The following is a 23248-nucleotide window of genomic DNA, read 5'->3' on the forward strand; positions in this document are numbered from 1 at the left end:
AACAAGACCTAAGGCCGACTATGGGTACTGGAACACTGGCGATCAGCAGCGTGCGATTGTTTCGCTATGCATTTGGCTCGCTGCTGCTGCTGGCAGGCACTGCATTGCTGGTGGCCCACGGGCTGGCCTGGCTGGACCTGGAACCGCGCATCCTGCGTGCCCTGCAGGGCGGTGCGCTCTGCGCGCTCGGCACAGCTTTGGGCGCGGTGCCCGTACTGGTAATCCGGCGCATGCCGGTGGCGTTGAGCGATACGCTATTGGGCTTCGGGGCGGGGGTGATGCTGGCTGCGACCGCCTTTTCGCTGGTGGTGCCGGGTATTTCCGCCGCCGAAAGCCTGGGGCTTTCGCCTTGGGCCGCCAGTGGCCTGATCAGTTTCGGCATCATGCTGGGCGCATTCGGGCTGTATCTGGTGGATCGCAAGGTTTCCGGCACCAGTCCGGAGATGTTGGTGGGCACACCGGATAAACCGGTCATCCCGCCTCGAATCTGGTTGTTTGTATTTGCCATCATCGCCCACAACATTCCGGAAGGTATGGCGGTGGGGGTGTCCGCCGGCGGCGGCATGCCGGATGCCGACAGCCTGGCGATGGGCATCGCGCTGCAGGATGTGCCGGAAGGACTGGTGATCGCGCTGGTACTGGCGGGAGCAGGTATGTCGCGGGTCAAGGCGTTCCTGATCGGCGCCGCTTCAGGCCTGGTGGAGCCGGTGTTCGCCGTGCTCTGTGCCTGGCTGGTCACCCTTGCAGAAGTGCTGTTGCCATTGGGCCTGGCATTGGCTGCGGGCGCGATGCTGCTGGTGGTGACTCACGAAGTGATCCCCGAGTCGCGGCGCAATGGTCACGACAAGCTTGCCAGCCTTGGGTTGTGCCTGGGGTTTTGCTTGATGATGGTGATGGACACTGCCCTGGGTTAGGCCGCGCTGCTACTCAGGTTGGAGGTTATTCACCTTCGTCAAACTTGTTGTTGATCAACTCCACCAAGGCTGCCATCGCTTCCTCCTCCTGCTCACCTTCGGTTTTCAGATGAATCGTGGTGCCCTTGCTCGCAGCCAGCATCATGATTGCCATGATGCTTTTGCCATCGACCATCGACTCCGGTGTACGCCCGGCGCGGATCTGGCAAGGAAACTTCCCGGCAACGCCGACGAATTTGGCCGAAGCCCGGGCGTGGAGGCCCAGCTTGTTGATAATTTGAATTTCCAGAGCGGGCATCGCGGAGGTGTTCCTTTCAGCTTAGGTCGCGGTGGCGGACCTGAACGTTCTTGAGGGTTTGCTGCAGCACCAGGCCAAGACGTTCGGTCAGGTAGACGGAGCGGTGGTGACCGCCGGTGCAGCCGATGGCTATGGTGACATAAGCGCGATTGCTCGCGGCAAAGCGCGGCAGCCATTTGAGCAGGTAGGTGGAGATGTCCTGGAACATATCCTCCACATCCGGTTGCGCGGCCAGGTAATCGATCACCGGCTGATCCAGACCGGATTGTTCGCGCAACTCTGGCTTCCAGTAAGGATTGGGCAGGCAGCGCACGTCGAACACCAGGTCGGCATCCACCGGCATGCCGCGTTTGAAGCCAAATGACTCGACCAGAAAGGCCGTGCCGGGCTCAGGCTGATTGAGCAGACGCAGCTTGATGGCGTCGCGCAGCTGGTACAGGTTCAGGTTGGTGGTGTTGATCTTGAGGTCGGCCAGATCAATGATCGGCCCCAGCAGCGTGGTCTCGTCTTCGATGGCCTCGGCCAGCGAGCGGTTCGGGCTGCTCAGCGGGTGGCGCCGGCGGGTTTCGGAGAAACGCTTGAGCAGCGTCTCTTCGTCGGCGTCCAGGTACAGCACATCACAATGAATATGCTTGCCGCGCACTTCTTCGAGCAGTTCAGGGAACCGCGAGAGGTGGCTGGGCAGGTTGCGTGCATCAATCGAAACGGCGACCAGCGGTTGCGCCAATTCGGTATGGATAAGCGCGCGTTCGGCCAGTTCCGGCAGCAGGCCGGCGGGCAAATTATCGATGCAATAAAAACCGCTGTCTTCAAGCACATTGAGTGCGGTGCTTTTACCCGAGCCGGAGCGGCCACTGACAATGATCAGGCGCATGGTTATTGCTCGTCCAGCACAACCAGATACAACGCCTCATTGCTGCTGGCGTTGCGCAGTTTATGACGTACTTCCTTGCGGTCGAGCATGCTGGCGATCTGCCGAAGCAGTTCCAGGTGAGCATCGGTGGCCGCTTCCGGGACCAGCAAAACGAAGAGCAGGTCGACCGGAGCGCCGTCGATGGCATCGAAATCAATGGGTCTTTCCAGGTGCAGCAAGGCGCTGACCGGTGTGTCGCAGCCTTTGAGTCGGCAGTGAGGAATCGCGATGCCGTTGCCAAAACCGGTGGAACCCAGTTTTTCACGGTCGATCAGGGCCTTGAACACGACCTGCTCATCCAGCTCGGGCACTTCCCGGCTGATCAGGTTGGCAATGTGTTCGAGGGCTTTTTTCTTACTGCCTCCCGGCGCGTTCACCAGGGAACGGCCGGGGGTCAGGATGGTTTCAAGTCGGATCATGGGGGGGAGTTAACGACCTGTACCTTGCATCAGGTGCAGATTCTTTTCCTTATGCTTTATGAGTTGGCGGTCGAGCTTGTCGTAGAGCGAGTCAATCGCCGCGTACATGTCTTCGTGTTCCGCATTGGCGACGAGCTTGGCATTCGGTACGTGCAGGGTGGCTTCGATTTTCTGCTTGAGCTTGTCGACCTCCATGATGACCTGCACATTGGTGATCTTGTCGAAATGCCCCGCAAGCTTGTTCAGCTTGCTCTCGGTGTATTCACGCAGGGGCTTGGTGACTTCCAGCTGGTGTCCACTGATGTTGACTTGCATACAGCTTCTCCTTCGTTGCCAGTGCATAAAGCGACAGGCGAAAAGCGCCTGCCACTGGAACGCTGTGGCCCGCCCGTCACATCAACCGCTTACGCTCGCTGGAAGGCGCAATCCCAAGGGATTCGCGATACTTGGCGACGGTTCGACGGGCGACCTGAATGCCTTGTGCCTCCAGTAAACCAGCGATCTTACTGTCACTCAATGGCTTTTTCTGATTTTCCGCGGCAACCAGTTTTTTGATGATTGCGCGAATCGCCGTGGACGAGCATTCGCCGCCTTCGGAGGTGCTGACGTGGCTGGAGAAAAAGTATTTCAGCTCATATATACCCCGCGGGGTATGCATGAATTTCTGTGTGGTGACCCGCGAAATCGTCGATTCGTGCATGCCCACCGCTTCCGCGATATCGTGCAGCACCAGCGGTTTCATCGCTTCGTCGCCGTACTCCAGGAAGCCGCGCTGATGCTCGACGATCTGGGTGGCCACTTTCATCAGGGTTTCGTTGCGGCTTTGCAGGCTCTTGATGAACCAGCGGGCTTCCTGCAACTGGTTGCGCATGAAGGTGTTGTCGGCACTGGTGTCGGCGCGGCGCACAAAGCCGGCGTACTGCGGGTTGACCCGCAGGCGCGGCACGGATTCCTGGTTCAACTCCACCAGCCAGCGCTCGTTGTCCTTGCGGACGATCACGTCGGGGACCACGTATTCGGCTTCGCTGGATTCGATCTGCGAGCCCGGCCTCGGGTTGAGGCTCTGCACCAGCTCGATGACCTGGCGCAGTTCATCTTCCTTGAGCTTCATGCGACGCATCAGCTGGCTGTAGTCACGGCTGCCCAACAGGTCGATGTAGTCGGTAACCAGGCGCTGGGCTTCAGCGAGCCATGGCGTCCTGGCGGGCAATTGACGCAATTGCAGCAGCAGGCATTCACTGAGGTTGCGCGCACCGATACCGGCGGGCTCAAACTGCTGGATACGGTGCAGGACGGCTTCAATCTCGTCCAGCTCGATATCCAGTTCGGGGTCGAAAGCCTCCAGAATTTCGTCGAGCGTCTCGTCCAGATAGCCCTGGTTGTTGATGCAGTCGATCAGGGTGACGGCGATCAGGCGATCAGTGTCGGACATCGGCGCCAGGTTCAACTGCCACAGCAGGTGGCTTTGCAAGCTCTCGCCGACGGAGGTGCGGGTGGTGAAGTCCCACTCGTCATCATCATTGCTGGGCAAGCTGCTCGCGCTGGTCTGGTAGACGTCTTCCCAGGCGGTGTCCACGGGCAGTTCGTTGGGAATGCGTTCGTTCCAGTCGCCTTCCTCGAGGTTGTCCACCGTGGGGGCAGTTTCCTGATAGGAGGGTTCCTGCACGTCCGGGTTGGGTTTTTGCTCGATGTTGTCGGCCAGTGGGTCTGCATTATCGAAGTCGTCGCCTTCTTCCTGGCGTTCGAGCATCGGATTGGACTCCAGGGCCTCCTGGATTTCCTGTTGCAGGTCCAGGGTCGACAATTGGAGCAGGCGGATGGCCTGTTGCAGCTGCGGTGTCATCGTCAGCTGCTGGCCCATTCTCAGGACTAGCGATGGTTTCATGGCAGGGGCTTAACACCTTATTCGCCGGCGCAATGCGCCATCCACGACAGGGCGCGCGAGCGCCAAACATAAGCAAATTATATGCCTGATATCAGGTGCTTTGCCTAGAGCGCGATGACAATAAAAATACTGAGGTTTTCATTGACTCGCGCGCTCGTCGGCGAACGCCCTGATACCACCGTGTCTACAGGCGGAACTCGTGACCCAGGTACACTTCCTTGACCAGTTCGTTGGCCAGGATAGTCGCCGAATCGCCTTCGGCGATCAGTTGGCCATCGTTGACGATATAGGCGGTCTCGCAGATATCGAGGGTCTCACGGACGTTGTGGTCGGTGATCAGCACACCGATACCCTTGGCCTTGAGATGATGGATGATCTGCTTGATGTCGCCGACCGAAATCGGGTCGACGCCGGCAAACGGTTCGTCCAGCAGGATGAACTTGGGTGCCGTCGCCAGGGCGCGGGCGATTTCCACGCGGCGACGCTCACCACCGGACAGACTCATGCCGAGGTTGTCGCGAATGTGGTTGATGTGGAATTCCTGCAGCAGGCTTTCCAGCTCCTGACGGCGGCCGTCGCGGTCGAGTTCCTTGCGGGTCTCGAGGATCGCCATGATGTTGTCGGCAACCGACAGCTTGCGGAAAATCGACGCTTCCTGTGGCAGATAGCCGATACCGGCGCGTGCACGACCGTGCATGGGCTGGTGGCTGACGTCGAGGTCGTCGATCAGCACACGCCCCTGGTCGGCCTGGACGAGGCCCACGATCATGTAGAAGCAGGTGGTCTTGCCGGCGCCGTTGGGGCCGAGCAAGCCGACGATCTGGCCGCTGTCGATCGACAGGCTGACGTCGCGCACGACCTGACGGCTTTTGTAGGCCTTGGCCAGATGCTGGGCTTTCAGGGTTGCCATTACTCGGCCTTCTTCTTCGGCTGGATAACCATGTCGATTCGCGGACGGGGTGCAGTGACCTTGGAGCCATTGGCGCGACCGGCGTTGGCGATCTGCTTCACGGTGTCATAGGTGATTTTTTCACCTTCCGTGGAGTTGCCATCGGGGCTCAGCACCTTGGCCTGGTCGATCAGCACGATGCGATTCTGCTGGGCGTGATACTGGATGGTCTTGCCGTAGCCCTTCATCGGGCCGGTATCGGCAGGGGCCTGCTTCTGCTCGAAGTAGGCCAGGTTACCCACCGACGTCACCACGTCGATGTCGCCAGCCGGGGTGCGGGTGAGGGTCACCGTGTTGCCGGTGATCTTCATCGAGCCCTGGGTGATGATGACGCCGCCGGTGTAGGTTGCGACGCCTTGCTTGTCATCGAGCTGAGCATCGTCAGCCGAGATGTGGATCGGTTGCTGGCTATCGTTCGGCAGAGCCCAGGCGCTCACGCTTCCCAGTGCTGCGCCCAGACCGAGCAAAATAGGGAGAGTTTTAACGAGCCTCATACTGTCCTCTTACGTTCGATAGCAGGTGTATCCTGCTTTCTTTCAAATACGCTTTCATTCCCTTGCCAGTCGATACACCGCCAGCGCCGTCGATTCTAACGTCTTGCTCGGTCTGCGCATATTGCCTTTGTGGGAATACGGTCATGCGACTGCTGGTAATGATGGTGTCGCGGTTCTGCGCGTCAGTTCGTGCGACGCGCACCGAGTCGATCAGTTCCACCTCGGTGCCGTCCGGGTTGACCTCGCCACGCTTGCTGGTCACGTGCCACGGGAACTCGGTGCCACGGTACAGATTCAGGTCCGGGTTGGTCAGCAGCGTGACTTCGGAAGCCTTCAAATGCTCGACCTTGTCCGATGTCATCTCGTACTGCACCTTGCCATCGGGCAGAAACTGCACGCTGTAGGCGTTGGTTGCGTAATAGTCGATAACCCCTTCGTCAACCTGCGCAACAGGCTGGTCGAGAAAGCGCTCCGGGCTGATATTCCAGTAGCCTACCGCGAGGAACAGCGCGGCAATGACCCCGAATAACAGGAAGTTGCGAATCTTTTTGCTCAGCATAAAACGCTCTATAGGTAGGCGGCGTGGGCCGCTTCAAGGCGGCCCTGGGCACGCAGGATCAGCTCGCAGAACTCGCGGGCGGCGCCTTCGCCGCCGCGGGCGGTCGTGACGCCATGGGCGTGTTCACGCACGAACGCAGCAGCATTGGCGACGGCCATGCCCAGGCCCACGCGGCGAATCACCGGCAGGTCCGGCAAGTCGTCACCCAGGTAGGCGACCTGCTCATAGCTTAGGTTGAGTTGGCCAAGAAGCTCGTCGAGCACCACCAGTTTATCCTCACGGCCCTGATACAGGTGAGGAATACCCAGGTTTTGTGCGCGGCGTTCCACAACGGGTGTTTTTCGACCACTGATAATGGCCGTTTGCACGCCTGCGGCCATCAACATCTTGATGCCCTGGCCATCGAGGGTGTTGAACGTCTTGAATTCGCTGCCATCTTCGAGGAAGTAAAGGCGGCCATCAGTCAATACGCCGTCCACGTCGAAAATCGCCAATTTGATGTGTTTGCCGCGTTGCAGCAGGTCGTCGCTCATTTACATCACTCCCGCACGCAGCAAGTCGTGCATGTTCAGGGCGCCAATCGGGCGGTCGTCGGCATTGACCACCACCAGCGCGCCGATCTTGTGGTCTTCCATGATCTTCAGCGCTTCGGCTGCCAGCATCTCGGGGCGTGCCGTCTTGCCGTGGGGCGTCATCACCGCATCAATGGTGGCCGTGTGGATATCGATGGTGCGGTCCAGGGTGCGACGCAGGTCGCCGTCCGTGAACACGCCGGCCAGTCGCCCGTCCGCTTCCAGAATAACGGTCATGCCCAGGCCCTTGCGCGTCATTTCCATCAGCGCATCCTTGAGCAGGGTGCCGCGCTGGACGTGAGGCAGTTCATCGCCCGAATGCATCACATGTTCCACCTTGAGCAGCAGGCGGCGGCCCAGGGCACCACCGGGGTGGGAAAACGCGAAGTCTTCAGCGGTGAACCCGCGCGCTTCGAGCAGCGCCACGGCGAGCGCATCGCCCATCACCAGGGTGGCGGTGGTGGAGGAGGTCGGCGCCAGGTTAAGCGGGCACGCTTCGTGGGTCACATGTACGTTCAGATTGACGTCGGCGGCCTTGGCCAGCGTCGACTCCGGGTTGCCGGTGACACTGATCATCTGGATGCCCAGGCGCTTGATCAGCGGCAGCAGGGTCACGATTTCGTTGGTGGTACCGGAGTTGGACAGGGCCAGGATCACGTCGTCGCGGGTGATCATGCCCATGTCGCCATGACTGGCTTCAGCCGGGTGCACGAAAAAAGCGGTGGTACCGGTGCTCGCCAGGGTGGCGGCAATCTTATTGCCGACATGGCCGGATTTGCCCATGCCGACCACCACAACGCGGCCCTTGCTGGCCAGAATCAGCTCGCAGGCGCGTACAAAATCAGCGTCGATATGGGCCAGCAAGCCTTCTACGGCTTCAAGCTCCAGGCGGATCGTACGTTGTGCGGATTGAATGAGGTCGCTGGATTGGCTCATGTCTGAAGTCGTATAGCCTGACGAAAAGTCGGCGATTATAGCGGTAATGAACAATTCCCTCACGCTAGATCGTCAGGGTTTATTCGATAGGCGCAAATTTACACTCGGTTACATCCTCGCGGTTTTTTCGCTGTCCTGATTCTGAACGAGCGATGTTCCGGCCTTGGGGGCTCTGCACCAGCGGTGATATAGTTCGCCGCTTGTTCGGCCCGCCCAGCACACGCGGCTATTTATATTGCGCAAGCGTGTAAACGTTTGTCGTTCACGTGGTGTCTGAGTGTGAGTCCGCATCCCAAGGAGTTTAGATGAGTGCCGATAACGCCTACGCGGTCGAGCTGAAGGGCCTTTCCTTCAAGCGCGGGACGCGCAGCATCTTCAATAACGTCGATATTCGCATTCCCCGCGGCAAGGTCACGGGCATCATGGGGCCTTCCGGTTGCGGCAAGACCACCCTGTTGCGTCTGATGGGCATGCAGTTGCGGCCCAGCGCCGGCGAAGTGTGGGTCAATGGCCAGAACCTGCCGACGCTGTCGCGCAGTGATCTGTTCGACGCGCGCAAGCACATGGGTGTGCTGTTCCAGAGCGGCGCGCTGTTCACAGACCTGGACGTGTTCGAGAACGTGGCCTTCCCGTTGCGGGTGCATACCCAGCTGTCCGACGAGATGATTCGTGACATCGTGTTGTTGAAACTGCAGGCCGTCGGCCTTCGCGGAGCCATCGACCTGATGCCGGACGAACTGTCCGGCGGCATGAAGCGCCGTGTCGCGCTGGCGCGAGCCATTGCCCTGGATCCGCAGATCCTCATGTACGACGAGCCCTTCGTGGGCCAGGACCCGATCGCCATGGGTGTCCTGGTGCGCCTGATCCGTCTGCTCAACGATGCGCTGGGAATCACCAGTATCGTGGTCTCCCACGACCTGGCCGAAACAGCGAGCATCGCCGACTACCTGTATGTCGTCGGCGATGGCCAGGTGCTGGGGCAGGGCACGCCCGAAGAGCTGATGAACGCCGACAACCCGCGCATTCGCCAATTCATGACCGGTGATCCCGATGGTCCGGTGCCCTTTCATTTTCCGGCAGCGGATTACCGCTCAGACCTTCTGGGGAAGCGTTGATGCGCAAGACATCTCTTATCGAGAAGGTTCGCCTTTTCGGTCGGTCCGGCATCGATATCATCGAAGTGCTGGGTCGTTCGACCATTTTCCTGTTCCACGCCCTGCTGGGGCGCGGTGGCATCGGCGGTGGCTTTGGCCTGCTGCTTAAGCAATTGCACGCTGTGGGCGTGATGTCGCTGGTGATCATCGTGGTGTCCGGGGTTTTCATCGGCATGGTGCTGGCGCTGCAAGGCTTCAACATCCTTTCGAGCTATGGCTCGGAACAGGCGGTAGGCCAGATGGTTGCCCTGACGCTGCTGCGTGAGCTGGGGCCGGTGGTGACCGCGCTGCTGTTCGCCGGGCGCGCAGGTTCTGCACTGACCGCCGAAATCGGCAACATGAAATCCACCGAGCAGTTGTCCAGCCTGGAAATGATCGGTGTGGACCCGCTCAAGTACATCGTTGCCCCACGCCTGTGGGCCGGCTTCATTTCCCTGCCGCTGCTGGCGATGATTTTCAGCGTGGTGGGCATCTGGGGCGGCTCTTGGGTTGCCGTGGACTGGCTGGGCGTCTATGACGGTTCCTACTGGGCCAACATGCAAAACAGCGTGACCTTCACGGGTGATGTGCTCAACGGCATCATAAAGAGCATTGTCTTCGCGTTTGTCGTGACCTGGATCGCCGTATTCCAAGGCTATGACTGTGAGCCCACTTCAGAGGGGATCAGCCGTGCCACCACCAAGACCGTTGTGTACGCCTCGCTGGCGGTACTGGGCCTTGACTTCATTTTGACCGCCTTGATGTTTGGAGACTTCTGATGCAAAACCGCACTGTGGAAATCGGTGTCGGCCTTTTCTTGCTGGCTGGCATCCTGGCTTTACTGTTGCTGGCCCTGCGGGTCAGCGGTCTTTCGGCCAGCCCCACCGCCGATACCTATAAACTTTACGCGTACTTCGACAATATCGCCGGTTTGACTGTCAGAGCTAAAGTGACCATGGCCGGTGTCACCATCGGCAAGGTCACGGCAATCGATCTGGATCGCGACAGCTTCACCGGGCGAGTGACGATGCAACTGGACAAGAAGGTGGATAACCTGCCGACTGACTCCACAGCATCTATCCTCACTGCGGGTTTGCTCGGTGAGAAGTACATCGGTGTCAGCGTGGGTGGGGAAACAGCCCTGCTCAAGGATGGTTCGACCATCCACGACACGCAGTCGTCGCTGGTGCTTGAGGACCTGATTGGTAAGTTCCTGCTCAACACGGTCAATAAAGACGCCAAATGAGGAATCTGTTCATGATCTCTACCTTGCGACGTGGCCTGCTGGTACTGCTTGCAGCGTTGCCGCTGATGGCAAACGCGGCAGGTTCTGCCCACGACCTGGTGCAGGACACGACCAACAAGATGTTGGCTGACCTGACGGCCAACAAAGAAAAGTACAAACAGGACCCGAGCCAGTTCTACAACGCGCTCGACACCATCGTGGGCCCGGTCGTGGATGCCGAAGGCATCTCCCGCAGCATCATGACGGTGAAGTATTCGCGCAAGGCCACGCCGGCGCAGATGCAGACTTTCCAGGAAAACTTCAAGCGCGGGCTGTTCCAGTTCTACGGCAACGCCTTGCTCGAGTACAACAACCAGGGCATTACCGTGGCCCCGGCCGGCGACGAATCGGGTGACCGCACCAGCGTCAACATGAGCGTCAAAGGCAACAATGGCGCGGTGTACCCTGTGCAGTACACGCTGGAGAAGGTCAAGGGCGAGTGGAAGCTGCGCAACGTGATCATCAACGGCATCAACATCGGCAAACTGTTCCGTGACCAGTTCGCCGACGCGATGCAGCGCAATGGCAACGACCTGGACAAGACCATCAATGGTTGGGCCGGTGAAGTGGCCAAGGCCAAGGAAACCTCCGACAAAGAAGCCGGGAAGTCTGCGCAATGACCGAGTCGGCTGTTCGTATCGGCGCTGCCGGCGAGCTGTTCCTCAGTGGCGTGCTGGATTACCGTACCGGGCCTGACCTGCGCAAGCAGGGCCAGGCGCTGATCCAGGCCAGCAGCGCACCTGCGCTGGTGCTAGATTGCTCGGCGGTGACCAAGTCCAGCAGCGTGGGTTTGTCCTTGTTGCTGTGCTTCATGCGTGATGCCGAAGCGGCCAACAAGCCGCTCAGCATTCGTGCGCTGCCCGAGGACATGCGTGAGATCGCCGAGGTTTCCGGTCTGACCGAGCTGCTGGCGCATCCTTAATACACGTTATTACAGGAGCCCCCCGTCAGAGTCCTGCTATGCGGGGTTCGCAGGCGCGGGGCTTTTTTGTATGATGTGCGACCCGTGCGCACTGGGCGCCGATAGAGGTTGAACATGCAGGCCCTAGAAGTTAAGAGCTTTCTCGAAGGAAAGCTGCCGGGAATGACCGTAGAAGTTGAAGGCGAAGGCTGCAATTTCCAGCTGAACGTGATTAGCGATGAACTGGCGGCATTGAGCCCGGTCAAGCGTCAGCAGCAGATCTATGCCCATTTGAACCCATGGATCACCGATGGCAGCATCCATGCGGTCACTATGAAATTTTTCAGCCGCGCGGCCTGGGCCGAGCGCACCTGAGCCCCCAAGGCGTCGAGATTCTTATGGATAAATTGATTATTACCGGCGGTGCCCGCCTTGATGGCGAGATCCGCATCTCCGGTGCGAAAAACTCCGCCTTGCCGATCCTGGCAGCGACCCTGCTGTGTGATGGCCCGGTCACCGTGGCCAACCTGCCGCACCTGCACGACATCACCACCATGATCGAGCTGTTCGGTCGCATGGGCATCGAGCCGGTAATCGACGAGAAGCTCTCGGTCGAAATCGACCCGCGCACCATCAAGACTCTGATCGCCCCGTACGAACTGGTCAAGACCATGCGTGCGTCGATCCTGGTGCTGGGCCCCATGGTTGCCCGTTTCGGCGAGGCTGAAGTGGCCCTGCCTGGCGGTTGCGCCATTGGCTCGCGTCCGGTCGACCTGCACATCCGTGGCCTTGAAGCCATGGGCGCGGTCATCGACGTTGAAGGCGGCTACATCAAGGCCAAGGCGCCAGAAGGCGGCCTGCGTGGCGCCAATTTCTTCTTCGATACCGTCAGCGTCACCGGCACCGAGAACATCATGATGGCCGCGGCCCTGGCCAACGGCCGCAGCGTCCTGCAAAACGCCGCGCGCGAGCCGGAAGTGGTCGACCTGGCCAACTTCCTGATCGCGATGGGTGCCAATATCAGCGGCGCCGGCACCGACACCATCACCATCGAAGGTGTAAAGCGTCTGCACTCGGCCACCTACAAAGTGATGCCGGACCGTATCGAGACGGGCACTTACCTGGTTGCCGCCGCCGTTACCGGTGGCCGCGTCAAGGTCAAGGACACCGATCCGACCATCCTTGAAGCCGTTCTGGAAAAACTCAAGGAAGCCGGTGCTGAAATCACCACCGGTGAAGACTGGATCGAGCTGAACATGCACGGCAAGCGGCCAAAGGCCGTTAACGTGCGCACTGCTCCGTACCCGGCGTTCCCGACCGACATGCAGGCGCAGTTCATCTCCCTGAACGCAATCGCCGAAGGCACCGGTGCGGTGATCGAGACCATCTTCGAAAACCGTTTCATGCACGTGTACGAACTGCACCGCATGGGCGCCAAGATCCAGGTTGAAGGCAATACCGCCATCGTCACCGGTATCGACAAGCTCAAGGGCGCGCCAGTGATGGCTACCGACCTGCGGGCGTCGGCCAGTCTGGTGATCTCGGCGCTGTGCGCTGACGGCGACACCCTCATCGACCGCATCTACCACATCGACCGTGGTTACGAGTGCATCGAAGAAAAACTGCAGATGCTCGGCGCGAAGATCCGCCGCGTACCGGGCTAGTCCTGGCGCCGTAAACACCGCCGCTGTTGCGGCAAGTGGGCTCCTGCGGCAAGCGGGCTTTTGTGGCAAGCGGGCTTTTGTGGCGAGCGGGCTTGCCCCGCGTTGGACTGCGCAGCAGTCCCGCTTTTTGCGATCGCTACGCAACCCAGCGCGTTGCAAGCCCGCTCGCCACAGTGAGGTGCTTGCCGTTAAGTGAGCGGTGTGCTGAATTTGTTTCAAGTCGAGGCTGTCACGGCCTCGATCTGTGTCTGGCGCCGTTTGCGACCAGACCGCAATTGCCTGATGAAGGACTGACGTTCCCATGTTGACCATCGCACTGTCCAAGGGCCGCATCCTTGACGACACGTTGCCCCTGCTGGCTGAAGCGGGCATCGTGCCGACCGAGAATCCGGACAAGAGCCGCAAGCTGATCATCCCCACGACCCAGGACGACGTGCGCCTGTTGATCGTGCGGGCTACCGATGTGCCGACCTACGTCGAGCATGGCGCGGCCGACCTCGGCGTCGCCGGCAAGGACGTGCTGATGGAATACGGCGGCCAGGGCCTGTACGAGCCGCTGGACCTGCGTATTGCCCTGTGCAAGCTGATGACCGCCGGCCGTGTCGGTGATGTCGAGCCTAAAGGTCGCTTGCGGGTGGCCACCAAGTTCGTCAACGTTGCCAAGCGTTACTACGCCGAACAAGGCCGCCAAGTCGATATCATCAAGCTCTATGGCTCGATGGAGCTGGCGCCGCTGATCGGCCTGGCCGACAAGATCATCGACGTGGTCGACACCGGCAACACCCTGCGTGCCAACGGGCTTGAACCCCAGGATTTCATTGCCGATATCAGCTCCCGGCTGATCGTCAACAAAGCATCGATGAAGATGCAGCATGCCCGTATCCAGGCGTTGATCGACACCCTGCGCAAGGCAGTGGAGTCGCGACACCGCGGTTGACTCACCCGCGCGGCCTTAGGTCGCGCCCGTCTATCCGCCTCATAGCCAGAATTCTCAGGTGCCCAAGCGGATCGACTGCTAACGTTCGGCGCCTGAGCATTTTTGCCAATCCTATGAGGCCCTCGCTATGACCACGTCCACTGCAATTGCCCGACTCAACGCTGCCGACCCGGATTTCGCCCATCATCTGGATCATCTGCTGAGCTGGGAAAGCGTGTCCGACGACTCGGTCAACGGGCGAGTGCTCGACATCATCAAGGCCGTGCGCGAGCGCGGTGATGCGGCGCTGGTGGACTTCACCCGCCAGTTCGATGGCCTGGACGTCAAATCCATGGCTGACCTGATCCTGCCGCGCGAGCGCCTGGAGCTCGCACTGACGCGCATCACCGGCCCGCAGCGCGAAGCCCTGGAAGTGGCGGCGGCGCGGGTGCGCAGCTATCACGAAAAGCAGAAACAGGATTCCTGGAGCTACACCGAGGCCGACGGTACCGTGCTTGGCCAGAAGGTCACGCCACTGGACCGTGCGGGTCTGTACGTGCCGGGCGGTAAAGCCTCGTACCCCTCGTCGGTATTGATGAACGCGATTCCGGCCAAGGTGGCGGGCGTGACCGAAGTGGTCATGGTGGTGCCGACTCCGCGCGGCGAAATCAATGAGCTGGTGCTGGCGGCGGCCTGCATCGCCGGCGTTGACCGCGTATTTACCATCGGCGGCGCCCAGGCAGTTGCAGCCCTGGCCTATGGCACCGAGAGCGTGCCGAAGGTGGACAAGGTGGTCGGCCCCGGCAACATCTATGTGGCCACCGCCAAGCGCCATGTGTTCGGTCAGGTTGGTATCGACATGATCGCCGGCCCCTCGGAAATCCTGGTGGTGTGCGACGGCCAGACCGACCCTGACTGGATCGCCATGGACCTGTTCTCCCAGGCCGAGCACGACGAAGACGCCCAGGCGATTCTGGTCTGCCCGGACGCCGAGTTCCTCGACAAGGTCGCCGCCAGCATCGACAAGCTGCTGCCGACCATGGACCGCGCCGAGATCATCGAGAAGTCGATCAATGGTCGCGGCGCACTGATCCTGGTGCGCGACATGGAGCAAGCCATCGAGGTGGCCAACCGCATCGCGCCGGAGCACCTGGAGCTGTCCGTGGCCGATCCGCAAGCCTGGCTGCCGTCTATTCGCCACGCCGGTGCGATCTTCATGGGCCGCCACACCAGCGAAGCGCTGGGCGACTACTGCGCAGGTCCCAACCACGTGCTGCCCACCTCCGGCACAGCGCGTTTCTCGTCGCCGCTGGGGGTGTACGACTTCCAGAAACGTTCGTCGATCATTTTCTGCTCGCCACAAGGCGCTTCCGAACTGGGCAAGACCGCCTCGGTGCTGGCCCGTGGTGAGTCCCTCAGCGCCCACGCACGCAGCGCCGAATACCGCATCCTTGAAGAGGGGAAATGAAACATGAGCAAATTCTGGAGCCCCTTCGTCAAGGACCTGGTGCCTTACGTGCCTGGCGAGCAGCCCAAGCTGACCAAACTGGTCAAGCTCAACACCAATGAAAACCCCTACGGCCCATCGCCCAAGGCGCTGGCAGCAATGCGGGCCGAGTTGAACGACAACCTGCGCCTGTACCCGGATCCCAACAGCGACCTGCTCAAGCAGGCCGTGGCCAACCATTACGGGATCGATACCGGCAAGGTGTTCCTCGGCAACGGCTCCGATGAGGTGCTGGCGCACATCTTCCATGGTCTGTTCCAGCACGACCTGCCGTTGTTGTTCCCGGATATCAGCTACAGCTTCTATCCGGTGTACTGCGGTCTCTACGGCATCACCTCCGCACCGGTGCCGCTGGACGAGCAGTTCCAGATTCGTGCGGCGGACTACGCCAGGCCCAACGGCGGGATCATCTTCCCCAACCCGAATGCCCCGACCGGCTGCGTGCTGGCGCTGGACGCCGTGGAGCAGATCCTCAAGGCCAACCCCGACTCGGTGGTAGTGGTCGATGAAGCCTATATCGATTTTGGCGGCGACACCGCCATCAGTCTGGTGGATCGCTACCCGAATCTGTTGGTCACTCAGACCCTGTCCAAATCGCGCTCACTCGCCGGTTTGCGTGTGGGCCTGGCCGTGGGCCACCCTGATTTGATCGAAGCGCTGGAGCGGGTCAAGAACAGCTTCAACTCCTACCCGCTGGATCGCCTGGCGATTGCCGGCGCGGCGGCGGCGTTCGAGGACCGCGAGTACTTCGCCAAGACCTGTCAGCTGGTGATCGACAGCCGTGAGACGCTGGTGACGCAACTGGAAGGGAAGGGCTTTGAAGTGCTGCCGTCGGCGGCCAACTTCATCTTTGCCCGTCACCCACACCATGATGCTGCGGGCTTGGCTGCGAAACTGCGTGAGCAAGGGGTGATCGTGCGGCACTTCAAGCAGGCGCGGATTGCCCAGTTCCTGCGGATCAGCATCGGTACGCCTGAGCAGAACCAGGCGTTGATCGACGGGCTTGGCGAGCTCTGACAGGCGCTGAAATACAATGTGGGAGGGGGCTTGCTCCCGATGGCGGTGTTCCAGTCAAGTATGCATCGACTGACACTCCGCTATCGGGAGCAAGCCCCCTCCCACATTTGGTTTTGCGGTGTTAATTAGAGCAGCGGCTCATCCGGCTTTTTGTGCTTCCAGCCATCATTGCCCGGCAGCAGCAGGTTCAAACCAATCGCCACCACCGCACACAGGGCGATACCCTTGAGGCCGAAGTCATCCGGGCCGGTGCCGGTGCCAACCAGCACGCCGCCAATGCCGAACACCAGGGTCACTGACACAATCACCAGATTGCGCGCCTCGCCCAGGTCGATCCGATGGCGGATCAGCGTGTTCATGCCCACGGCGGCAATCGAGCCGAACAGCAGGCACAGGATCCCGCCCATCACCGGCACCGGAATGCTCTGCAGCAGTGCGCCGAACTTGCCGATAAACGCCAGGCTGATAGCGAATACTGCCGCCCAGGTCATGATCTTCGGGTTGTAATTTTTGGTCAGCATCACCGCGCCGGTCACTTCGGCGTAGGTGGTGTTCGGCGGGCCGCCAAACAGGCCGGCGGCCGTGGTGGCAATGCCGTCACCCAGCAGGGTGCGATGCAGGCCGGGCTTTTTCAGGTAGTCGCGACCGGTCACGCTGCCCACCGCAATCACACCGCCAATATGTTCGATCGCCGGGGCCAGGGCCACCGGGACGATAAACAGGATCGCCTGCCAGTTGAACTCCGGCGCGGTGAAGTGTGGCAGGGCGAACCAGGGCGCGGCGGCGATTTTGGCCGTGTCGACCACACCAAAGTAGAAGGCCATGGCAAAGCCCACCAGCACGCCGGAAATGATCGGCACCAGGCGGAAAATGCCCTTACCGAACACTGCAACGATCAACGTGGTCAGCAGCGCCGGCATCGAGATCATCATCGCCGTCTGGTAATGAATCAGCTCGGCGCCGTCGCCGGACTTGCCCATCGCCATGTTCGCCGCAATCGGTGCCATGGCCAGGCCGATGGAGATAATCACCGGGCCAATCACCACCGGCGGCAGCAGGCGATCGATAAAGCCGGTGCCTTTGATCTTCACCGCCAGGCCGAGAAAGGTATACACGAAACCGGCCGCCATCACCCCGCCCATGGTCGCCGCGAGCCCGAACTGGCCCTTGGCGAGAATGATCGGCGTGATAAACGCAAAGCTCGATGCCAGGAACACCGGCACCTGTCGCCCGGTGACCACCTGGAACAACAGCGTGCCCAGGCCTGCGGTGAACAGCGCAACGTTTGGATCAAGGCCGGTGATCAGTGGCATCAACACCAGCGCGCCAAATGCCACGAAGAGCATCTGTGCGCCGGACAGGATCTGGCGCCAAAGCGGGTCGTTGAATTCATCCTGCATGTTCACGCGTCCTTCTGCTTGGTGCCGAAGATCTTGTCACCGGCATCGCCCAGGCCCGGGATGATGTAGCCGTGTTCATTCAGGCGCTCGTCGATGGACGCGGTGTAGATCTGCACGTCCGGGTGGGCTTTCTCGACGGCGGCGATGCCTTCGGGCGCGGCAACCAGCACCATGGCGCGAATGTCCTTGCAGCCGGCCTTTTTCAATAGGTCGATGGTGGCAACCATGGAGCTGCCGGTGGCGAGCATCGGATCGATGATCATCGCCAGGCGCTCGTCGATTTCCGGGACGAGTTTTTCCAGGTAGGTGTGGGCCTGCAGGGTTTCTTCATTGCGGGCCACGCCCACGGCACTGACCTTGGCGCCCGGGATCAGGCTGAGCACGCCTTCGAGCATGCCGATACCGGCGCGCAGGATCGGCACTACGGTGATTTTCTTACCGGCAATTTTCTCCACCTGGACGGGACCGGCCCAACCGGGGATCTCGTAGGTTTCCAGGGGCAAATCCTTGGTGGCTTCGTAAGTCAGCAACGCTCCGACTTCCTGAGCAAGCTCACGGAAGTTCTTCGTGCTGATGTCGGCGCGGCGCATAAGGCCGAGCTTGTGCTGGATCAGCGGGTGGCGGATCTCGCGAGTGGGCATGGGAAAGGCTCCGGCGGCGGGCAAAAAAACCGGCCTAGATTAATCTATCCGAGGATGATGTCCTATAGACAATCAAGTACGTTAGTCCATAAAGGCTTGAACGTTGCCGCTCACATGCGTACCTTTGCCCGCTTTTCTTGCCACAGCACCCCCTTGGAGAGCGCCATGTCCGCTGATCTCGAGCATATCCGTCAAATCATGCGCGAGGCTGACTGCCTGTACAGCGAAGCGCAAGTCGAAGAGGCGATCGCCAAGGTTGGCGCGCATATCAGTCGCGAACTGGCCGATAGCAACCCGGTAGTGTTCTGCGTGATGAACGGCGGCCTGATCTTCGCCGGCAAGCTGCTGACCCATCTGCAGTTCCCGCTGGAGGTGTCCTACCTGCACGCCACCCGCTATCGCAATGAAACCAGCGGCGGCGACCTGTTCTGGAAGGCCAAGCCAGAAGTGTCGTTCATCGACCGCGATGTGCTGATCATCGACGACATCCTCGATGAGGGTCACACCCTGGGTGCAATCATCGACTTCTGCAAACACGCCGGTGCGCGTAAAGTGCACACCGCCGTGCTGATCGACAAAGACCACGACCGCAAGGCACGCCCGGACCTGAAAGCCGATTACGTCGGCCTGCCCTGCATCGACCGCTACATCTTCGGTTACGGCATGGACTACAAAGGTTACTGGCGCAACGCCAATGGCATCTACGCCGTCAAAGGGATGTAAGTCATGACCCGCTTTCTTGATCAGACGCTGTATGCCGAATTGGCCGAGAAGGCGGGCGCCAGCCCACGTGGCCGGCACCATCACAACTTTCACCAGATGGAAGAGCCGTGCCATCGCATGGCCGTCGGCCTGCAGCCCAGCACCTACGTGCCGCCCCATCGGCATTTGAGCGCCGATAAGGCGGAAACCCTGCTGGTGCTCAAGGGGCGCCTGGGTTTGCTGATCTTCAACGACACCGGTGAGGTGATCGCCAGGCGGGTGATGCAGGCCGGTGGCGAGTGCGCAGGTGTTGACTTGCCGCCGGGGGTTCTCCACGGGCTGGTGGTGCTGGAGCCCGACACGGTGATGTTCGAATGCAAGGCCGGACCGTATCGTCCGGTGGGCGAAGGTGAGCTGGCCAGTTGGGCGCCGCGTGAAGGCGATGCCGAAGTGGCGGCTTATCAAGCGTGGATGCTGGCCCAGTTCGACTAGGCGCTTCATCGCTCCAAAGGTAGACTTCAGACCCCGTGAAAATGTCTGCAGGCTGGAGTCGGTAATGCGTAAAGATAAGAAACAGGTGATTGGTGACGAGATCGGCGACGACCAGATCAAGTTGTTCCTGGATTTCGAGCCGGTTGACGCGACTTCACCGTCTCTGCACAAGCTGATCAAGGCCTACCGTGGCCTGCGTATCGATGATTTCGAGCGCTTCCTAGGCTTTTTCAAGGCCGCCGGCCTGGATCTGGATGGCAAGGACGAGCATGGTCAGACCTTCGTCGACGTGATCAAGGACCAGCGCCACGCGCCCGAGTACATCGAGCTGATCGAAAAAGCCCGCGGCTGATGACCCCGGCCAAAAAAAACGCCCCTGCGAGGGGCGTTTTTTATTGCGTTCAGACCTCAAGCGTAGCTTTCAGCCTCGTCGCCTTGTTCAACCAGCTCCAGGCTGATGTTGTTCTGCGTGTTGATCCTGCGATACAGCTCGGCATCGGTTTCCAGCACTTTCTCACGTGCGGGGAAGATCTCGTGCAGCTTGGCCGCCCATTCGCCGGCAGCTTTTTCCGGGAAGCAACGCTCAATCAGTTCCAGCATGATCGAAACCGTCACTGAAGCTCCCGGAGACGCACCCAGCAGTGCCGCCAGCGAGCCGTCTTTGGCTGCGACCAGCTCGGTGCCAAATTGCAGCACGCCGCCTTTCTTCGGGTCTTTCTTGATGATCTGCACCCGTTGGCCGGCCACTTCCAGGCGCCAGTCTTCAGCTTTGGCTTGCGGATAGAAGCGGCGCAGGGATTCCAGGCGCTGTTCCATGGACTGGCGCACTTCGCTGACCAGGTACTTGGTCAGGTCCATGTTGTCGCGCGCCACGGCCAGCATCGGGCCGATGTTGCCGGCGCGAATCGACATCGGCAGGTCGAGGAATGAACCGTACTTGAGAAACTTGGTGGTAAAGCCGGCGTATGGCCCGAACAGCAGGGATTTCTTGCCATCCACTACCCGGGTGTCCAGGTGTGGCACGGACATCGGTGGCGAGCCCACCGCCGCCTGGCTGTACACCTTGGCCTGGTGATGCTTGACCACGTCCGGGTTGTCGCAACGCAGCCACTGGCCGCTGACCGGGAAACCGCCGAAGCCTTTGCTTTCGTCGATGCCCGACGCTTGCAGCAGCGGCAGGGCCGCACCACCGGCGCCGAGGAACACGAACCTGGCGTCGACTTCGCGGCTTTCGCCGCTGTTCACGTCCTTGATGCTCACCGTCCAGCCGGCACCGTTGCGCTTGAGGCCGGTGACCCGCTTGCAGTACTTGACCTGGGCCTCAGGTGTACTGGTGAGGTGACCGAGCAACTGGTTGGTCAGGGCACCGAAGTTGACGTCGGTGCCGTTCATCACACGGGTGGCCGCGATTTTTTCATCCAGCGGGCGGCCGGGCATCATCAGCGGCATCCACTCGGCCATTTCGCCACGGTCTTCGGTGTAATGCATGTCCGAAAACGCATGATGCTGCACGAGGGTTTCAAAACGCTTCCTGAGAAACGACACGCCGCTTTCACCCTGCACGAAGCTCAGGTGCGGCACCGGGCTGATAAAGGATCTGGCCGAGCCAAAGGTGCCCTTTTTGGTCAGGTACGCCCAGAACTGCTTCGACACCTCGAACTGGGTGTTGATATGCACGGCTTTCTTGATGTCGATGGAACCATCGGCAGCCTGCGGCGTGTAGTTCAGCTCACACAGGCCGGCGTGGCCGGTACCGGCGTTGTTCCACGGGTTGGAACTCTCCGCGGCACCCGAGTCCATCAGCTCAACGACTTCCAGCTTGAGGCCGGGGTCGAGCTCTTTGAGCAGCACGGCCAGGGTGGCACTCATGATGCCGGCCCCTACCAGTACTACGTCGACTGCTTCGTTATGCGCCATTTAACGCGTCTCCAAAATCTGCAGCACCAAATTGACGGCATGGCTGCCAGGAGTGACGGGGCGGTTCACGTGTTGCCCCAGGTTACCCATGGCCAGGATCGCCATGTCCGTTTCGCAATTCCTTGCAACTTCCAGCGCACGCTTGCTGCCGGGCTGATCTGCCTATGAACGCATTCATGGGCGCCTGTGGCAATTCGACTTATGGTCAAAGCGTGCGATTCGTGCAATCAATCCGTCGCGGACAGGCTCAAGCTCCGGTTATTGAGGCGTACTCGGTCCTGGGGGGTTGGGCTGTTCCAGACGCTGATGGTGCTTGTACAAACGCCAAACTATTCATTTGCTCGCCACACTCTTGTGAAGTTGTGAAAACCCGTTTTTTCACGCTCTTTTGAAGACGTGAACCTCAAAAAAGGGCTGCCTCAGCCTGGCACCTGGCCCGAAACACCTTTGCCGACACGCGGCAAAACGGGCAAACAACTCAAGTGGCCGAGCGCAATGGCAGCTCTGGCAGATGCGGTAAAGGCGGGTGGTCTGCAAGGAAAACAGCAAGCGCGCCAGCTTCACTCGATCTGTGTGGGCGGCTCTCTGTGGGCGATTCTTGGGTTAATGCCGAGGCATTAACGGTGCTGCGAGGCCCGATCAGGAGACGTCCTTATAATCGGGGGGAGATTGTAGCGAAGAACGCCGCAGAAATGGGCGTGTTTTATGACTTTTATTAGGCTTGTGGTCAGGAGGCCAACGCCTGGCGCGGATGTGCGTGCGCGACCCCCGGCCGAACCCGAGCGCTGGCGGGCAGTGGACGGTGCATCCAGCACAGGCGTGTCTCGGTGACTTCCACCCAGCCCTCGCCGACAGGTGGCAGGCTGCATTGCTTGAAGGCCAGGCAATGGCCCCTGGCGTCGAGCAGCGCGAACTGGCGATGGCGGGTGTGTGACATGAACAACGATTTGAGCAGGCGCATGGCGTGTACCGGTTGTGTTACATGCTTGAAGGTTGCCAGTCTGCCATGACACTGGAATGACGAATTTATGCGAAATTGTAATTTCGCCGTGGCTTCAGCTGCCGTTCAGGATCGCTGGTGAGTGGCGCGCGTGCACCGTTATACTGGCGGCCTGTTTGCATCTAGTCCTGGAGAAATGAGTATGTTGCAACGCCTGTTGTTCGGTTTGATCACTGTGACCAGTTTGACCCTGGTTGGCTGCGCCAACAGCCCGCAACAACTCAGCCCGCAACCCAAGATCACCACGCAGCTGGCGCCGGTGGGGCATGGTCAGCCGGTGTCGGTGCGTGTGGTGGACGGTCGTCCATCGCCAACCCTGGGCTCGCGCGGCGGCCTGTACCCGGAGACCGCATTGATTTCGGTGACCGGCCAGGACGTGCTGCCCAAGCTGCAGGCCCAGGCTGAAGCCGCCGTGCGCCTGCTGGGGTTCACGCCGACCACTTCGCCGGGTGCCCCCCAACTGACCGTTACCCTGGCCGAACTGAAATACCAGTCGCCCAAGGAAGGCCTGTACGTGACTGAAGCCTCCATCGGTGCCACGTTCAAGTCCGATGTCAGCGCCGGTACCCGTCGCTACAGCGGCCGTTACGCGGCGTCGCTCAACCAGCGCTTCGGCATGTCGCCGAACCAGGAAACCAACACCAAGCTGGTCAGTGACGTGCTCAGCGACGCGCTGACCCGCCTGTTCAAGGACCCCAGCATCGGCCAGTTGCTCAGCTCGCAGCAGTAAGCCG

General features: G+C 60.4%; 29 protein-coding genes. 15 read left to right on the forward strand and 14 right to left on the reverse strand.

The window, feature by feature from the left end:
* Positions 1-20 precede the first annotated feature (20 nt).
* Positions 21-914, forward strand: coding sequence for a ZIP family metal transporter (locus JOE32_RS21535; RefSeq protein ID WP_209988650.1), 894 nt, complete (start codon positions 21-23; stop codon positions 912-914).
* A gap of 25 nt (positions 915-939) precedes the next feature.
* Here JOE32_RS21535 and JOE32_RS21540 read toward each other — a convergent pair whose 3' ends face one another.
* The 10 genes from JOE32_RS21540 to JOE32_RS21585 all read right to left on the reverse strand — a co-directional run bounded on the left by JOE32_RS21540 (position 940) and on the right by JOE32_RS21585 (position 7939).
* The gene (locus tag JOE32_RS21540; protein ID WP_209988654.1) at positions 940-1212 is read right to left on the reverse strand and encodes an HPr family phosphocarrier protein; all 273 of its coding nucleotides are present in this window, start codon (positions 1210-1212) and stop codon (positions 940-942) included.
* 16 nt (positions 1213-1228) lie between these two features.
* Positions 1229-2086: an RNase adapter RapZ gene (rapZ, locus tag JOE32_RS21545; RefSeq protein ID WP_209988657.1), complete on the reverse strand. Its 858-nt coding sequence runs from the start codon at positions 2084-2086 to the stop codon at positions 1229-1231.
* A gap of 2 nt (positions 2087-2088) precedes the next feature.
* A complete protein-coding gene (ptsN, locus tag JOE32_RS21550) occupies positions 2089-2544 on the reverse strand; it encodes a PTS IIA-like nitrogen regulatory protein PtsN (RefSeq protein ID WP_209988660.1) in 456 nt (151 codons plus the stop codon).
* Between the two features lie 9 nt (positions 2545-2553).
* Positions 2554-2859 (reverse strand): ribosome-associated translation inhibitor RaiA, encoded by a 306-nt coding sequence (raiA, locus tag JOE32_RS21555; RefSeq protein ID WP_003171804.1) that lies wholly within the window; start codon positions 2857-2859, stop codon positions 2554-2556.
* A 76-nt stretch (positions 2860-2935) separates the two neighbouring features.
* A complete protein-coding gene (locus tag JOE32_RS21560) occupies positions 2936-4429 on the reverse strand; it encodes an RNA polymerase factor sigma-54 (protein ID WP_209988663.1) in 1494 nt (497 codons plus the stop codon).
* A gap of 184 nt (positions 4430-4613) precedes the next feature.
* The gene (gene lptB / locus JOE32_RS21565) at positions 4614-5339 is read right to left on the reverse strand and encodes an LPS export ABC transporter ATP-binding protein (protein WP_004372092.1); all 726 of its coding nucleotides are present in this window, start codon (positions 5337-5339) and stop codon (positions 4614-4616) included.
* The gene (gene lptA / locus JOE32_RS21570; protein WP_032870591.1) at positions 5339-5872 is read right to left on the reverse strand and encodes a lipopolysaccharide transport periplasmic protein LptA; all 534 of its coding nucleotides are present in this window, start codon (positions 5870-5872) and stop codon (positions 5339-5341) included. Before lptA ends, lptB begins: the two co-directional genes overlap by 1 nt.
* Positions 5859-6431, reverse strand: coding sequence for an LPS export ABC transporter periplasmic protein LptC (lptC, locus tag JOE32_RS21575; RefSeq protein WP_004372088.1), 573 nt, complete (start codon positions 6429-6431; stop codon positions 5859-5861). Before lptC ends, lptA begins: the two co-directional genes overlap by 14 nt.
* Positions 6432-6439: 8 nt before the next feature.
* Entirely contained in the window at positions 6440-6964 is a 525-nt protein-coding gene (locus JOE32_RS21580; RefSeq protein WP_057006865.1) for an HAD family hydrolase, read from the reverse strand.
* Positions 6965-7939, reverse strand: a complete 975-nt coding sequence (locus JOE32_RS21585) for a KpsF/GutQ family sugar-phosphate isomerase (protein ID WP_209988666.1) — start codon at positions 7937-7939, stop codon at positions 6965-6967.
* Positions 7940-8244: 305 nt separating this feature from the next.
* Between JOE32_RS21585 and JOE32_RS21590 the strand changes: the two genes are divergently transcribed.
* From JOE32_RS21590 to hisC, 10 genes are all read left to right on the forward strand, one after another.
* Positions 8245-9054: an ATP-binding cassette domain-containing protein gene (locus JOE32_RS21590; RefSeq protein ID WP_003216128.1), complete on the forward strand. Its 810-nt coding sequence runs from the start codon at positions 8245-8247 to the stop codon at positions 9052-9054.
* Positions 9054-9851 carry a lipid asymmetry maintenance ABC transporter permease subunit MlaE gene (mlaE, locus tag JOE32_RS21595; protein WP_005784853.1) on the forward strand — a complete coding sequence of 266 codons (798 nt, stop codon included), beginning with the start codon at positions 9054-9056 and terminating at the stop codon, positions 9849-9851. Before JOE32_RS21590 ends, mlaE begins: the two co-directional genes overlap by 1 nt.
* Complete coding sequence (gene mlaD, locus JOE32_RS21600) at positions 9851-10318, forward strand: outer membrane lipid asymmetry maintenance protein MlaD (RefSeq protein ID WP_003171814.1); 468 nt, start codon at positions 9851-9853, stop codon at positions 10316-10318. Before mlaE ends, mlaD begins: the two co-directional genes overlap by 1 nt.
* Positions 10319-10329: 11 nt before the next feature.
* Positions 10330-10977 carry an ABC transporter substrate-binding protein gene (locus JOE32_RS21605; protein WP_209988670.1) on the forward strand — a complete coding sequence of 216 codons (648 nt, stop codon included), beginning with the start codon at positions 10330-10332 and terminating at the stop codon, positions 10975-10977.
* Positions 10974-11279, forward strand: coding sequence for an STAS domain-containing protein (locus tag JOE32_RS21610; protein ID WP_209988673.1), 306 nt, complete (start codon positions 10974-10976; stop codon positions 11277-11279). Before JOE32_RS21605 ends, JOE32_RS21610 begins: the two co-directional genes overlap by 4 nt.
* Positions 11280-11393: 114 nt before the next feature.
* Complete coding sequence (locus JOE32_RS21615) at positions 11394-11633, forward strand: BolA family protein (RefSeq protein WP_209988675.1); 240 nt, start codon at positions 11394-11396, stop codon at positions 11631-11633.
* Positions 11634-11656: 23 nt separating this feature from the next.
* Positions 11657-12922 carry a UDP-N-acetylglucosamine 1-carboxyvinyltransferase gene (gene murA, locus JOE32_RS21620; RefSeq protein WP_209988678.1) on the forward strand — a complete coding sequence of 422 codons (1266 nt, stop codon included), beginning with the start codon at positions 11657-11659 and terminating at the stop codon, positions 12920-12922.
* Between the two features lie 301 nt (positions 12923-13223).
* Positions 13224-13859, forward strand: coding sequence for an ATP phosphoribosyltransferase (hisG, locus tag JOE32_RS21625; RefSeq protein ID WP_003188599.1), 636 nt, complete (start codon positions 13224-13226; stop codon positions 13857-13859).
* A 127-nt stretch (positions 13860-13986) separates the two neighbouring features.
* Positions 13987-15306 (forward strand): histidinol dehydrogenase, encoded by a 1320-nt coding sequence (gene hisD / locus JOE32_RS21630; protein ID WP_057006862.1) that lies wholly within the window; start codon positions 13987-13989, stop codon positions 15304-15306.
* A 3-nt stretch (positions 15307-15309) separates the two neighbouring features.
* The gene (gene hisC, locus JOE32_RS21635; RefSeq protein ID WP_209988684.1) at positions 15310-16362 is read left to right on the forward strand and encodes a histidinol-phosphate transaminase; all 1053 of its coding nucleotides are present in this window, start codon (positions 15310-15312) and stop codon (positions 16360-16362) included.
* 125 nt (positions 16363-16487) lie between these two features.
* Here the strand turns inward: hisC and JOE32_RS21640 are convergent, their stop codons facing one another.
* Both JOE32_RS21640 and upp read right to left on the reverse strand, forming a co-directional pair.
* Positions 16488-17762 carry a uracil-xanthine permease family protein gene (locus JOE32_RS21640; RefSeq protein WP_004372057.1) on the reverse strand — a complete coding sequence of 425 codons (1275 nt, stop codon included), beginning with the start codon at positions 17760-17762 and terminating at the stop codon, positions 16488-16490.
* Between the two features lie 2 nt (positions 17763-17764).
* Positions 17765-18403, reverse strand: coding sequence for a uracil phosphoribosyltransferase (gene upp, locus JOE32_RS21645; protein ID WP_004372055.1), 639 nt, complete (start codon positions 18401-18403; stop codon positions 17765-17767).
* Positions 18404-18568: 165 nt separating this feature from the next.
* Between upp and JOE32_RS21650 the strand changes: the two genes are divergently transcribed.
* The 3 genes from JOE32_RS21650 (at position 18569) to JOE32_RS21660 (ending at position 19949) form a co-directional block, all read left to right on the forward strand.
* A complete protein-coding gene (locus JOE32_RS21650) occupies positions 18569-19126 on the forward strand; it encodes a hypoxanthine-guanine phosphoribosyltransferase (RefSeq protein WP_209988687.1) in 558 nt (185 codons plus the stop codon).
* A 3-nt stretch (positions 19127-19129) separates the two neighbouring features.
* Complete coding sequence (locus tag JOE32_RS21655) at positions 19130-19597, forward strand: WbuC family cupin fold metalloprotein (protein WP_209988690.1); 468 nt, start codon at positions 19130-19132, stop codon at positions 19595-19597.
* Between the two features lie 64 nt (positions 19598-19661).
* Positions 19662-19949 carry a PA4642 family protein gene (locus JOE32_RS21660; RefSeq protein WP_209988692.1) on the forward strand — a complete coding sequence of 96 codons (288 nt, stop codon included), beginning with the start codon at positions 19662-19664 and terminating at the stop codon, positions 19947-19949.
* 56 nt (positions 19950-20005) lie between these two features.
* Here the strand turns inward: JOE32_RS21660 and mqo are convergent, their stop codons facing one another.
* Both mqo and JOE32_RS21670 read right to left on the reverse strand, forming a co-directional pair.
* The gene (gene mqo / locus JOE32_RS21665) at positions 20006-21514 is read right to left on the reverse strand and encodes a malate dehydrogenase (quinone) (protein ID WP_209988695.1); all 1509 of its coding nucleotides are present in this window, start codon (positions 21512-21514) and stop codon (positions 20006-20008) included.
* Between the two features lie 727 nt (positions 21515-22241).
* A complete protein-coding gene (locus JOE32_RS21670; RefSeq protein WP_209988699.1) occupies positions 22242-22475 on the reverse strand; it encodes a hypothetical protein in 234 nt (77 codons plus the stop codon).
* Between the two features lie 181 nt (positions 22476-22656).
* On the opposite strand from JOE32_RS21670, the gene JOE32_RS21675 reads away from it, so the two are divergent.
* Positions 22657-23244, forward strand: coding sequence for a YajG family lipoprotein (locus tag JOE32_RS21675; RefSeq protein ID WP_209988702.1), 588 nt, complete (start codon positions 22657-22659; stop codon positions 23242-23244).
* Positions 23245-23248: the final 4 nt, after the last annotated feature.

Source organism: Pseudomonas sp. PvP025 (genome assembly GCF_017832155.1).
GTDB lineage: Bacteria > Pseudomonadota > Gammaproteobacteria > Pseudomonadales > Pseudomonadaceae > Aquipseudomonas.